9 protein-coding genes are annotated in these 13,278 nt (G+C 55.7%); 1 reads left to right on the plus strand and 8 read right to left on the minus strand.

Annotated features, from left to right (window positions below; all coding sequences use genetic code 11):
• Positions 1–236: 236 nt before the first annotated feature.
• The 8 genes from ACYASU_RS12960 to ACYASU_RS12995 all read right to left on the minus strand — a co-directional run bounded on the left by ACYASU_RS12960 (position 237) and on the right by ACYASU_RS12995 (position 10,219).
• A complete protein-coding gene (locus ACYASU_RS12960; protein WP_463583039.1) occupies positions 237–2,519 on the minus strand; it encodes an ATP-dependent DNA helicase in 2,283 nt (760 codons plus the stop codon).
• Complete coding sequence (locus ACYASU_RS12965) at positions 2,516–2,959, minus strand: VPA1267 family protein (RefSeq protein WP_258710605.1); 444 nt, start codon at positions 2,957–2,959, stop codon at positions 2,516–2,518. Before ACYASU_RS12965 ends, ACYASU_RS12960 begins: the two co-directional genes overlap by 4 nt.
• Positions 2,956–3,369: a hypothetical protein gene (locus ACYASU_RS12970; RefSeq protein ID WP_258710606.1), complete on the minus strand. Its 414-nt coding sequence runs from the start codon at positions 3,367–3,369 to the stop codon at positions 2,956–2,958. Before ACYASU_RS12970 ends, ACYASU_RS12965 begins: the two co-directional genes overlap by 4 nt.
• Positions 3,369–5,402, minus strand: a complete 2,034-nt coding sequence (locus ACYASU_RS12975; RefSeq protein ID WP_258710607.1) for an integrase — start codon at positions 5,400–5,402, stop codon at positions 3,369–3,371. Before ACYASU_RS12975 ends, ACYASU_RS12970 begins: the two co-directional genes overlap by 1 nt.
• Positions 5,395–6,924 carry a site-specific integrase gene (locus tag ACYASU_RS12980; RefSeq protein ID WP_463583040.1) on the minus strand — a complete coding sequence of 510 codons (1,530 nt, stop codon included), beginning with the start codon at positions 6,922–6,924 and terminating at the stop codon, positions 5,395–5,397. The genes ACYASU_RS12975 and ACYASU_RS12980 overlap by 8 nt, the downstream gene beginning before the upstream one ends.
• Complete coding sequence (locus tag ACYASU_RS12985) at positions 6,924–8,060, minus strand: tyrosine-type recombinase/integrase (RefSeq protein WP_463583041.1); 1,137 nt, start codon at positions 8,058–8,060, stop codon at positions 6,924–6,926. The genes ACYASU_RS12980 and ACYASU_RS12985 overlap by 1 nt, the downstream gene beginning before the upstream one ends.
• 215 nt (positions 8,061–8,275) lie before the next feature.
• Complete coding sequence (locus ACYASU_RS12990; protein WP_037017756.1) at positions 8,276–8,815, minus strand: single-stranded DNA-binding protein; 540 nt, start codon at positions 8,813–8,815, stop codon at positions 8,276–8,278.
• 9 nt (positions 8,816–8,824) lie between these two features.
• Positions 8,825–10,219 (minus strand): MFS transporter, encoded by a 1,395-nt coding sequence (locus tag ACYASU_RS12995; RefSeq protein ID WP_282370170.1) that lies wholly within the window; start codon positions 10,217–10,219, stop codon positions 8,825–8,827.
• A 189-nt stretch (positions 10,220–10,408) separates the two neighbouring features.
• Here ACYASU_RS12995 and uvrA point away from each other — a divergent pair, with 189 nt between their 5' ends.
• The gene (uvrA, locus tag ACYASU_RS13000; RefSeq protein ID WP_463583042.1) at positions 10,409–13,243 is read left to right on the plus strand and encodes an excinuclease ABC subunit UvrA; all 2,835 of its coding nucleotides are present in this window, start codon (positions 10,409–10,411) and stop codon (positions 13,241–13,243) included.
• The last annotated feature ends 35 nt before the right edge of the window (positions 13,244–13,278 follow it).

Raw genomic sequence — 13,278 nt, forward strand, 5'->3', positions numbered from 1 at the left:
GGAAAGCTGGCTTCGTGAGCGAGTGAGTGAGTGACTGCCCCGTAGGCATTGGGCAGATGAGGCTATACAGCCCCTAACCCCCATTCAAAACGTACAGAATTTCGTAATATTTTCATCCAGGATCACCACTTCAGGCTCTAAAACTTTACAAAATCTAAAAGCCTTTCGGAATTTGCTGCTTGGAACCGAGCCGCCCAGAAACCCGACGAACGGTACAGGCACCGTTCTCCTCCAGCCTACGTCGCCGGTGCGCCAAGTTCCGCCGCTAGGAGCGCACGCAGCCCAACTTGGCGAGAGAACGCCTTGGGTGGCAGCACGATAGCCTCTTCAACGGCCTTGAAGTCGCCTACAAAGATCACCTGAATCTGTGCCCTGGTAGCGGCTGTGTAGACAAAGGTTCTGTCCAGGATACGTGACTTGCGCAGGGGAATGATCACACGCCTGAACTGAGAGCCCTGGGCTTTATGAACCGTGATCGAGTAGGAAAGCTCCAATGCATCGACATCTGTGTCCAAGATGTAATGGCCCACACCGTCGAATGTTGCTCTCCCCAGCGCAACACAGACACGCGACTTCTCGTCATCTCCAAGCTCTACGGAGCGTGGCCTTTCGAAGATCTCATCGATCTGTCCCAGAGAGCCATTCTGCAGGTTCCGGCCCCAGTCGTTAGCTGTGTACATCACCAAATCGCCGACACACAGCCCGGTTGACTCGATCTCACCTGTTTCAGGATTTTCGGCCAGCAACTGCTGGGCATGATCAGCGTATCGCTGGTGACAAGTGCGGTTCAGTGCCGTCACTCCGGCAAAATCGCACGATTTGGTTGCCGAAAGGATCTGTGTGTTCTCTCGATCGTGTTCATAGAGCCTGAGCACAGTCGGAAGAATTTCTTCATCAGCGCACCGCAAAAACACGACGTCATCACTCTCGTCGGAGCTGAACCTGGGAACCTGGCCGTCTCGAATCTGCAGCGCAGCTTTTGGAATCGCAGAATCCTTCGCCTGGCGCTTCACCTCGACTAGCTCCGTGGTGGGTACACCAGCCAGCTCGCAGAGCACGTGTAGGATGAGTCCAGAGCCGATGGGTGGAAGCTGGTACGGATCGCCGACGAGGATCACTTGGCACTCAGCAGGCAGCTTCTGAACAAGCCGGTAGAACGTCACTAGATCAAGCATCGACGCCTCATCAATCACGATGACCGGTGCTGGGCCCATGTCCTTGTCGCTGACCTTCCGAAGGAAACCCGCAATGGTTCTGGCCTCTTCGCCCGTTGCCTCGATCATTCGGGCTGTAGCCCTGCCTGAGAGAGCCATCTGGAAGCGAGGACGGCCAGTCGTATCAAGCGCCTTATAGAGAGCTTTCAAAACTGTGGTTTTGCCGACTCCGGCCCCGCCCGTGATGACGCTGAACCGATTCGAGAATGATGTGGCAACCGCGTTGCGCTGAGCGTGGTTTAAGCCAAACGAAGGTAGGGCGAGATGAGCTCGCTCGGCCTCTTCGAAGCGACTGATGACGTCGCCCACATCGACCGGAAACAACTGGGGCTGGTACGCAGGCGTCAGGATCAGATCTCGAACAAACTGAGCACAGCGGCGCTCCATCAGCCACGAGCCGGGAGCAAACAGCATGAACCCAAGCTCGCCCAGCTCTTTGCAGACAAACTGACCGACTGCCGCTCCGGATAGCAGGGCTTTTGACATCGCAGCTGTCGGTGCTGAATGAGGTTTGACTAGCGATGACACCGTGGCATGCAGATCAGCGAGCGAGCTACAGGTATGGCCCTTTTCCGATGCCCTGTAGAGCGACTCTTCCAGGGCCGCTGTAAGCCGTCGAGGGTCATCCAGGCTAACGCCGAAGCTTTCACGAGCGACCTTGTCAACGTCTGCCCAGGCACCTGCAAAGCTCAGCAGTCTATACGGGTCATTCGTCAGCGCGACTATGAGATTCTTCCGGTGAAACCGGATGGCTTTGCGTGCAATGTCTAGCGGAATGCGCTTGTCCTGGACGAATCGCAGAGTTCTGGCATCGCCATCTACCTGCCATCGATTGAACAACCTCTCCCTGACATCCTCGGTTGGAATGATGCGCTCAATTGCAGTGTGATCTGAATTATCAAGGGCATCGTAAAGCCGCTCACCGAGAGCGTCCCACAATTTGGTGGCCTTCACCTCACCAACACCTTTGACGTTGTCACCCAGCCACTGTATGACCTGAGAACCGCTAGGTCGGACAAGCCGGATGTCCTGGACGTCAATTGTCATCTCGTTGATTGCGAACGAGCCATGCGCACGCAGGACTGTAGTGACCTCTCCGTAGATCTCGAAGATCGCCCCCACAGCGATATCCGACAGCCTTGCAATGGATTCCGCTACTCGGAGAACAACTGGACTCGACCTGTCATTGATGCCGCACACCACATCCATCCGATGACCGAAGGCAATGCATCCTTTCCGATTTGCCGAGCGGATGCTCGTGACCCGGACGCTCAAGTTGATCAATGCGGGAGCGATGGCATTCATCGTGGCATCCTTCCCGTTTCTTCTAGGAACTCGTTGATCAGGGCATGGCGATCAAGCATCTGCTTCGCAGCTTGCAGCTCAGCGCGTAGAGCCGCGTTCTCTTGCTCAAGCGAGTTCAGCCGTTGCCCGTCCCGCTGTCTTTGCTTGGCGCTTGGATCTCTCAGGGCAGGCTCTGCTTTCTGGCCAGCAGGCAAAGAGACGACCAAAGGGGGTAGCACGCCAGCCGCCCTAAGCTCCGTTTCAAGGTTATCCAGGGCCATACGGATAGCAGGGTTCTGTGTGAGAGCGCTTTTACCAAACCCACATTCAGTAGCAATCTCCGAGCGCTTAAGCTTGCCGCGATGCACGTACTCGCGGAAGTCTCCGTCTGACTTGCCCGCTGCCCAAGCCAGGAACGCGGCATGGTTTTCTTCGGCGATCTGTTGTCCGTTCGCCATCATTGCCTTCCTTCTGAGGAATCACGATCAGCGAATGGCAACGGTGCATCCAGCTTTTCTGCCGACACGTTGAACTTGTGAGCGTTGTACTGCCAGCGCACGAATCGCTCCAGGAGCAAATCATTCTCGCGTTGCAGTCGACTGTTCTCCGCTTCCAAGCGACGAATCCTCTGCTCGGCGATGCTCAGGCTCGCGGGTCGCTTAGTGGAGACGAATCCGGATTTCAGCCTTGCCTTTTGATGCGCGAATGCGTCCTTGATGCGCTGATGTGCATAGAGAGTCTGACGAGTGGGCCGTGTACCAATCAGCGGTTTGATGGCATCGCAGAGAGCTTCCCAGTTCAGCTTCCCATCCCAGCCATCAATCAAAGTGACGATTACATCCAAGTCTTTTGCTGCTAGATGCTTGGCCATCAGAAAGCTCCCAGCAGATCACGGAGTTCTTCAACATCCAGCTCGTCATCAGCGTTCTCTGCTGCGATCTGCTTTGCCGGCGATGCCAGCGCTACGTCCGTAGACTGGGCAGCCAGAGCGCGTTTCAGTGGGCTGAATTCCTGGTCATTACTAAGGCGGACGACCGTTCCTTCTGGGATATCAGGGTTTTCCATGATTTCGATCAGCTGGTCAGCGCGAGCGAGTGTCTTTCTCTGGTGCTGACTCCATCGGTCGGCTCCGTAAACCCCAGCATCATTTGCGGATTCAGCCTTGGCCAATTGGTCTCTGATAAGTGCTTGGCGAGCCTTGAGGCTTTCCAGTTTCGGTTGCCAACCCTTGAGGCAAACCTGCTCCGTGCAGTTCAAGCAATCGCGATTCTTCTGGCACGGAAGCATCGAATAATCGTGAACACAGAATCCAAATTCGGTGATGTGAGCGATGCCCTGCCCCACTGCGTCAAGATCGGCAAGCGTTACCGGAGAATGCGTACGCACCTTCGCTAGGGCGACGCCCACCCCGACCTCACGGGCCTGTTCCACATAGTCATCGTCACTCATGTGGTTGTACACCGGGTTCTGGTGGATGTTGGCTCGCCCAGACCACTTGGCGATGTCCAACTGGCTCATATCTCCGAGGTTTGCGGCAGTGTTGAGGTAATGACGGATTTGATGCGAAGTCATGTTCATCGGGCTGCCGTCTGGGTTCGTGTACCCGTTTCTGATCCAGATGCTTCTCTCTTGTCCTGCGATAAAATTGATGTCAGTGGTAAACGTAGACTTACCAGGCGTCCACAGCAGGATCGGCCTCGGTGGAAAATCGGCACGCAATTCGTTTTGACGGAAGCAGCACAGCGCATCGGAGTACTTAATATGCCGCTCTTTGTTCTTCCATGGCCATCCCTTCGGCAATCGGCTATGGACGAACTCATTGATGAAAGAAAGCGTCACACTTCCTCCCCCATTCACCAAGTCTTGATAGGGCGTGTAGCCTCTGAATGCTAGCGCGACCATTGCTCTAGGCCGTTCCCCAGGAGTGATGCCTAATGCTTCGCATGCCTGAGTGTTGGTCAACGGCTGATGCTCACCGACGTTTGGACAATTCGCATGACGGTAGAATTTATCGGGATGGTTCTCCAGCCATTTTGCTAATGCGCGCCCAGGGGCGGACAGCTCGGACAAGCGCCTAACCGCTTCTACGGCGACGTCACGGAATGAGGTGGAGACGTATTTAATATCGGATCCATACCCCTTGCCTCCGAAGAAACGCAAGCCCAGGCGTAACACGCCTTTGTTGTCAGTCTCTTCATGAATGCAGTTGACAGGCAGATCCTGAACCTCAGTTATTCGGGCTGGGGCGCACATGCATAACGCAAACATCGAGGTCGTAAATCTGTCCCGAGCGTCTAGCAAGTCATTCGAAAACATTTCTGCCATGGCATCGAGAAGATGAGGTTCCGGCATCTTATCTGCCCGCTGCTGTTTGGCCTCATCATCAGTGCGATGGATTTCCTTACCCTTCTTCGCTGGGTTCTTCCAAGAAATGCTCTCGGCAATGATCCCGCTTTCATTAAGGAATTCGAGAAGAATTACCAGAGCCAACCCTGCTTGATAGGCCGTCTTATCATAGGTTTGTGCAATGCGCCCAGCCTCATCCATAACACTCAAGTCAGTTAAGGTGATGTCTGCACAGCCCTTGATATTCAACAGCCCTTGCTCAATGCATCGCAGAGCCTTGAACTCATTCCTCAGCTTAGTGGGGTTATGACCTTGTTGATATCGGACATAGGCTTTGGCGAAAGACATGATGTCCGGATGAAGCAGCTGATCCGGACTATACCCCCGTGACGGAACATCTTTCTTTGTAAAGTTACCCACTCCGGGCCAAGAGCTATTGTACCAATCCAGATCAGCACCAAAAACAGTCAACCTATCCCGGCACATAACGACAAAGTCGGACAGATTCTGTTTCGCGGTGAGATTCGCTTTAGGCGTAAAGAGCAATACGTTAGACATTTTTCACCTTGATCCGCATCTCGTTGCAGCGAGTCACCACATCGCTTACAGCCAATATCAAACGGTCATTCACCGCAGCGATTTTGAGGTCGCCCGTTTCGGCGTAGACGCGATCACGATCGCTGATCAGGCCATCGAGAACAGCCTCATGAGGGCCATCGAGCCATGGCTGGAAATGGGAGCATGTGTAACAAGCAATCGGAGCTAGAGCGCCGCAGAAACCGTAGCTACCGCAGCTCCCAACATTGCCACGTGGGCTATACACTCGGCTGTCAGGGTTTTTGCCGCGCCTGGCTGAAGCTTCACTGGCTACCACTACTCCCTGAAAAGCCTGTGCGAGCGGCGCGAGCTGCAAAGCCACAGCCTTATCAATTCGCTCAACGATGTCCGGGATGTTCTTTACATAGACCCCAGTGTTCTGGGTATCCGAGTGATCGAGTGCTTCCGCAATCAAATACTCTCCCTTACCCTCACGTGCCAAGTTGGTGCCAAGGGTGTATCGAAAACGGTAGGGATGCAGATGCAAAGCCTCGCCCGTACGTTCACTGATTACGGTATTTTTCGCAGTGAACAGTTGAAGACTCTCATAGACCTCGTTAGTTCGAGCGTGCAAGAAGTCGCCTGCAAGCTGACTGTCCAAGGCAACGCCAGGATCATAAGCATTGAGAACTGGGAAAAGTGGAAGGTTTCCAATAAGCTGAGCTGGTATCTCTCCAGCCACCCGTTCTTTGAATTCCGCGACTACTGTCTCTGCCTTACGCTGTAGCAGGAGCCAGAGATCCTCAACAACCCTCAATTTTCGAAAAGACTTTCGCCACCCTACGCTCTTCTGTTTCACACGAGGGAATGCGATCCAGTAGCCCCCATTCTCAGGCATCAAATCTTTAATCTTGAGTGCAGTGATTTGAGAAGACCGCCTGCCAGTCATGGAAAGAATCATGACATAACAGGCATCACGCAAACTAACCGAGTCATTTGCGTACCCTTCCAACAGCTTCGAGATCAGTGCATCCATCTCAATATCTGTTAGAGGGCCGCTTTCGGGGCACATAGATTGGACTGCATAGCCCTTTCTATTTCCCTTGATTTTCCATTTCTTGAGAAGTCTCAAGGTGTCATCTGGAATTCCAGGGTAGCCTAGGGATGACCATTTACTCAGCATTGAGCGGAGAGAACTGAGCATCCAGTCATCTTCTCCGAGCTGAGCGCGGTATGAGATAAATGACTCCATGCTCAATGGACTGTGCCCACGAGTAGCTTCCAAGTAATGCTTCATCCTGTAATACATCGCCGATGTATGCTTTGGCGAGTAGGACTTAGCATAATGAGCTAAAACGCTTCTAAATGAATCCATCAGCTCAAAACCAAAATACTCAGGAAGGGTATCTAGTCGAAAGCCATCATCCTTGCTTAGCCTCCAATGATTTGAACGCAGATCGAACTCATAACCCATCGACGAGAAAAGTACAGCACCTGAGAGTTTTTCGCCTGCTGAAGATACAACCGAAATTGGCATGGACATCATTTAACTCTCTCAAGGATGCGTGTTTGGATAGCAGTCATGGCGACCCCCGCAGCTTCTTTGATATGTCGCTGATTGTAAGTTGCCGCCGTTTTTGACGTGGGACTCCAACCCATTAGGTTGGTGCGGATTTTAATCTCTCGCTCAGGAGAAACTCCCTGAGCATCCATGCTCTGCGAGAATATGTAGTTCCAGTGGTGGCGCAACGAATGAGCATGGACACCTTCGATACCACCTGCACATTTCGATAATGTGCCGAAGAACTTGCCAAACGCTGAATACGAGAGAGGCAGCCCCCGCGTCTGACAAATTTTATGGGTGACAAACAGATACCCATGGCGCTGAGTACCAGGGATCTTACTGCGAACATCTTTGACATAATCAAAGATCTTCTCCATGACGCTCGCATGCAACGGGAATGTACGTTGACGGGTCTTCGCTACAGGCTGGAAAACCCTCACATCTCCTCGCGAATCGGGACGACGGACAATTTTCATAGTGTTCTTGGCGAAGTTGAAGTCTTCAATCTTGAGATTGAGTAACTCCCCCCGACGAATACCTGTGAGCCGCAGAATCATGAACATCAGCCCGTTTCGCACCTGGAGACCGAAATCGTCGACAGGATTATCGGGAGATCCTGGCCGGAGCACCTCTTCCAAGGAATCGAGCAATGCTTCTTCTAGGTGTTTGTCCTCACGGTCAGTCGCGCCCTTGTCTTTGACCTTCGGCCTGTTGGCCTTGATCTGACTCGTCATGGAAGCAATGGCCTTGAGCTTCGTCGCGCCGGCAGGATGCAGACGCTCAGCCAAGAATTCCAAATACTCTGCAGCTATGGTCATGCGGTTGTACTGCGACTCTGTCGAGACAACCTTAGGCGTTGCACGAAGGGGCGATACCTTTGGTTTGACGTCGCGATCGAGCCCGAGAGGGACTTGCATAAAGTCCCTTAGCGCATGGATTTCATGTGCTTCAAGCAGCTCGCTTCGCTTAAAGCGCGACTCTATATCCAGGGCGAAGTAACGCTCCCAAGCTAGGACGACTTTGAGAGCGGTGAAGGCCTGAGCGATCGTGTTGAAAGCAAGCGATGCGTTCCGCAGCTTCGCGGTCACGAAGAGGTTGGGGTAGAAGAGCGGCATACCCGTATCGTCAACGAGTACTGCAAACCTCTCCCCTGAGTCCGCTATGAATCTCCGCACCGCCAGTTGCATACACACCTCGAATTCTTAACCTAAATTCAAGGTATGAGGGTAGCTAAAATGGGTCAAGAATTTTTTTACGCGCCCAAAACGAGAAAACCCCCGCAGTGCGGGGGCTCTCAAGAGAAACTTTACAAAAAAGTCTCTACGGCTAGCTAGAACGGGATGTCGTCATCGAAGCTGTCGAAATCCGGTGCCGGCTGCGGCGCTTGTTGCGGCGCGGGACGCGATTCACGCTGTGGCTGAGGAGCGGACTGCTGCGGGCGGGCCTGCTGCTGCGGACGCGGCGCGGAGTTCTGGGAGTTCTGATAACCGCCACCGCCCTGGCCCTGAGGAGCGCCGTCGCCCTGAGGACGGCCACCGAGCAACTGCATGGTGCCTTGCATGTCGACGACGATTTCAGTCGTGTAGCGCTTGATGCCGTCTTTTTCCCACTCGCGGGTCTGCAGCTTGCCTTCGATGTAAACCTGCGAACCCTTGCGCAGGTACTCGCCGGCGATTTCGGCGACTTTGCCGAACATCGATACGCGGTGCCACTCAGTCTTCTCGACCTTCTGACCGGTTTGCTTGTCGGTCCACTGTTCGCTTGTCGCCAGACTCAGGTTGGTCACGGCATTACCGTTAGGCATGTAGCGGACTTCGGGATCCTGGCCGCATGTGCCGACCAATATGACTTTGTTTACCCCACGGGCCATAACGTTCTCCTAGGCTTCACACGTTTCCGACGCTGGATTGACCACTTCGTCGAAAGACGCCCGATCCAACAGTTCTTTGTCAAATTTGATATAGATGGCAGCCTCGTCGGCCACCACTACTGCATCTGTTACTCCACGTACGGCCAACACGCGATCGGCAAGGCCTGTGTCGCGTTGAGCCTCGGGCGACAACGGCAAGCGAAGGCTGGTTACGTAGGGAGGTTCGCGCATGGTAACAGCAAACGTTAGCCAGAGGGCGGCCAGCCCGGCGCCTCCCAGGAACACCACATCCAGTCCGCCGTGCTGGAACAGCCACCCACCGAGGATGCCCCCCGCTGCAGAACCCAGGAACTGACTGGTGGAATAAATCCCCATCGCCGTGCCCTTCCCGCCCGCCGGAGACACTTTGCTGATCAGCGACGGCAGCGACGCTTCGAGCAAATTGAATGCGGTGAAAAAGACCACGGTACCGATGACCAGTGCTCGCAGCGTGTTGCCGAACTCCCAGAAGAATAGCTCAGTGAGCATCAGCACCAGTACGGCGCCGAGTAACACGCGCTTCATCTGACGCTTCTTTTCGCCGTAGATGATGAAAGGGATCATTGCGAAGAACGAAATCAGCAGTGCGGTCAGATACACCCACCAGTGCTGCTCTTTGGGCAGGCCGGCTTTCTCGACGAGCGCCAGCGGCAATGCCACGAAACTGGACATCAGCATGGCGTGCAACGCGAAGATACCCAAGTCCAGACGCAACAGGTCAGGATGACGAAGCGTCGCGCCCAATGCCTGTCGCGCCAGACCGGACTCCCGGTGCTGCAGGGTTACCGTGGACTTGGGCACGACGAAGGCGACGATTGCCACGCCCACCAGCGCCATCGCGCCGGTCGCCAGAAACAGGCCTGACAATCCGAAAGCACTGGTGAGAATGGGGCCGACCACCATCGCAACGGCGAAGGACACACCAATAGTCATGCCGATCATCGCCATGGCTTTGGTGCGATGCTGCTCGCGGGTCAGATCCGACAGCAACGCCATGACCGCAGCGGAGATAGCGCCCGCGCCTTGCAGAACTCGACCGGCGATCACGCCCCAGATCGAGGTCGACTGAGCGGCCAGCACGCTGCCGAGCGCAAACACGATCAGTCCCAGATAAATGACGGGACGACGGCCGATGCGATCAGAAATAATGCCAAATGGAATCTGCAGCACCGCTTGTGTCAGGCCGTAAGCGCCGATCGCCAGACCGATGAGTGCCGGGCTGGCGCCCGCGAGGTCCATCCCGTAAGTGGCGAGGACGGGCAGCACCATGAACATGCCAAGCATACGGAAGGCGAACACCAGCGCCAGACCGCCCGCGGCGCGGGTTTCGCTGCCGCTCATGCGCTCGCTGTGAGAATCGTGCATGAAGGAACCTCGTATGAACCGGCGGCGATTCTACCAGTCCCATCGTTTAGAGCACATACGACGGTTTGCCGCGCATCGCAGGAATTTTCTTTTTTCCGAGTGAGGCCGCGCGATCCTCAACAGTGTGTATCCATCCAGTATTTCCCCGTATACTTCCACGTTTTACACGCCCGCCGTGCGAGGCCAGCTTTGGACAAGATCTTGATTCGTGGGGCTCGAACCCACAACCTGAAGAACATCGACCTGACCCTTCCACGCGACAAGCTGATCGTCATCACCGGATTGTCCGGCTCAGGAAAATCGTCCCTGGCGTTCGATACGCTCTACGCCGAGGGCCAGCGCCGCTACGTCGAGTCGCTGTCCGCCTACGCGCGTCAGTTCCTGTCGATGATGGAGAAGCCGGACGTCGACACGATCGAAGGCCTGTCGCCGGCCATTTCCATCGAGCAGAAGTCCACGTCCCACAACCCGCGCTCGACCGTGGGCACCATCACCGAGATCTACGACTACCTGCGTCTGCTGTATGCGCGCGTGGGGCAGCCGCGTTGCCCGGATCACGACATTCCTCTGGAGGCGCAAACCGTCAGCCAGATGGTCGACCTGGTCCTGGCCCAGCCGGAAGGCGCCAAACTGATGCTGCTTGCCCCCGTGGTACGGGAGCGCAAAGGCGAGCATTTGGCCGTCTTCGAAGAGCTTCGCGCTCAGGGTTTCGTCCGCGCTCGGGTGAACGGTCGGCTGTGCGAGCTGGACGAACTTCCCAAGCTCGATAAACAGAAGAAGCACTCGATCGATGTCGTCGTTGACCGCTTCAAGGTGCGCTCGGACTTGCAACAGCGCTTGGCTGAGTCCTTCGAGACCGCGCTGAAGCTGGCCGACGGCATCGCGCTGGTTGCGCCGATGGACGACGAGCCCGGCGAAGAGATCATTTTCTCCGCGCGATTCGCTTGCCCAATCTGTGGCCATGCGATCAGCGAGCTTGAGCCAAAGCTGTTCTCGTTCAACAACCCCGCCGGCGCATGCCCGACCTGCGACGGGCTGGGCGTGAAGCAATTCTTCGACACCAAACGTCTGGTCAATGGCGAACTTACCCTCGCAGAAGGCGCGATTCGTGGCTGGGACCGGCGAAACGTCTATTACTTCCAGATGCTCGGCTCGTTGGCGAAGCATTACGGCTTCAGCCTGGAGGTGCCGTTCAAGGAACTGCCTGCCGACTTGCAGAAAGTCCTGCTGGGCGGCAGCGGTAAGGACAGCGTTGACTTCCGTTACCTGAACGACCGCGGCGACATCGTCAAACGTGCGCACCCGTTCGAAGGCATTGTCCCGAATCTTGAGCGCCGGTACCGGGAAACCGAATCGACAACGGTTCGCGAGGAGCTGGCGAAGTTTCTCAGTACCCAACCCTGCCCCGAATGTCGTGGCACGCGGTTGCGCCGAGAGGCCCGTCATGTGTGGGTTGGCGAGAAGACACTTCCCGCCGTCACCAACATGCCGATTGGCGACGCAACCAATTATTTTGGTGAGCTGAAGCTCACGGGGCGACGCGGCGAAATCGCTGACAAAATTCTCAAGGAAATTCGCGAGCGCCTGCAGTTCCTCGTTAACGTCGGGCTGGACTACCTGACACTGGATCGAAGCGCCGATACGCTTTCCGGCGGCGAGGCGCAGCGGATTCGTCTGGCCAGCCAGATCGGTGCAGGCCTCGTCGGCGTGATGTACATCCTCGATGAGCCGTCAATCGGCTTGCACCAGCGCGATAACGATCGGCTGCTGGACACGTTGCGGCACCTGCGAGACATCGGCAACACGGTGATTGTGGTGGAGCACGACGAGGACGCCATCCGACTGGCCGACTACGTGGTCGACATCGGCCCGGGCGCAGGCGTGCATGGCGGCAAGATTGTCGCGGAGGGCACACCACAGGAGGTGATGGATCATCCGGACTCGCTGACCGGTAAATACCTGTCGGGCCGGGTGAAGATCGCGGTCCCTGCCAAGCGGACGCCTCGCAATAAAAAGCTCTCGCTCAAACTCAAAGGCGCGCGCGGCAATAACCTGCGCAACGTCGATCTGGAAATTCCAATCGGCTTGCTGACCTGCGTGACCGGTGTATCGGGATCGGGCAAATCTACGCTGATCAACAACACGCTGTTCCCTCTCAGCGCTACTGCGCTAAATGGCGCAACGACGCTTGAGGCTTCGGCACACGACAGCATTGACGGCCTGCAGCATCTGGATAAAGTCGTTGATATTGACCAGAGCCCAATCGGGCGTACCCCACGGTCTAATCCTGCGACCTATACCGGGCTGTTCACGCCAATCCGTGAGCTATTCGCCGGCGTGCCTGAGTCAAGGTCTCGTGGCTACGGCCCTGGCCGATTCTCTTTCAACGTCAAGGGTGGTCGCTGCGAAGCGTGCCAGGGCGACGGCTTGATCAAGGTTGAGATGCATTTTCTGCCTGACATCTACGTTCCTTGCGATGTGTGCAAGAGCAAGCGATACAACCGTGAGACGCTCGAGGTTAAGTACAAGGGTAAAAACGTCCACGAGGTCCTGGAAATGACGATCGAGGAAGCGCGGACATTCTTCGACGCAGTGCCTGCCCTTGCCCGGAAGCTGCAGACGCTGATGGATGTGGGGCTGTCCTATATCAAACTTGGCCAGTCAGCGACCACGCTTTCTGGTGGTGAAGCGCAGCGGGTGAAGCTGTCGCGCGAGCTGTCCAAGCGTGACACCGGCAAGACCCTGTACATCCTCGACGAGCCCACCACCGGCCTGCACTTCGCGGATATTCAGCAATTGCTGGATGTTTTGCATCGACTTCGCGACCACGGCAACACAGTCGTTGTGATCGAGCACAACCTGGATGTGATCAAGACCGCCGACTGGCTGGTCGACCTGGGCCCTGAAGGAGGTTCGAAAGGCGGACAGATCATCGCGACAGGTACGCCAGAGCAGGTGGCGGAAATGAAACAGTCCTACACCGGCCACTATCTGAAGCCGCTTCTGGAGCGCGATCGCGCCTGATTGCATGGGCTTAACAAAAAGCCCTTGTCGCAATA

This window comes from Pseudomonas sp. HP_12 (genome assembly GCF_055283955.1).

Excerpts from the sequence above, each read along its gene's own strand:
- ACYASU_RS12960 (WP_463583039.1), bottom strand. The coding sequence starts at position 2,519 with ATGAATGCCATCGCTCCCGCATTGATCAACTTGAGCGTCCGGGTCACG.
- ACYASU_RS12965 (WP_258710605.1), bottom strand. The coding sequence starts at position 2,959 with ATGATGGCGAACGGACAACAGATCGCCGAAGAAAACCATGCCGCGTTC.
- ACYASU_RS12970 (WP_258710606.1), bottom strand. The coding sequence starts at position 3,369 with ATGGCCAAGCATCTAGCAGCAAAAGACTTGGATGTAATCGTCACTTTG.
- ACYASU_RS12975 (WP_258710607.1), bottom strand. The coding sequence starts at position 5,402 with ATGTCTAACGTATTGCTCTTTACGCCTAAAGCGAATCTCACCGCGAAA.
- ACYASU_RS12980 (WP_463583040.1), bottom strand. The coding sequence starts at position 6,924 with ATGTCCATGCCAATTTCGGTTGTATCTTCAGCAGGCGAAAAACTCTCA.
- ACYASU_RS12985 (WP_463583041.1), bottom strand. The coding sequence starts at position 8,060 with ATGCCGCTCTTCTACCCCAACCTCTTCGTGACCGCGAAGCTGCGGAAC.
- ACYASU_RS12990 (WP_037017756.1), bottom strand. The coding sequence starts at position 8,815 with ATGGCCCGTGGGGTAAACAAAGTCATATTGGTCGGCACATGCGGCCAG.
- ACYASU_RS12995 (WP_282370170.1), bottom strand. The coding sequence starts at position 10,219 with ATGCACGATTCTCACAGCGAGCGCATGAGCGGCAGCGAAACCCGCGCC.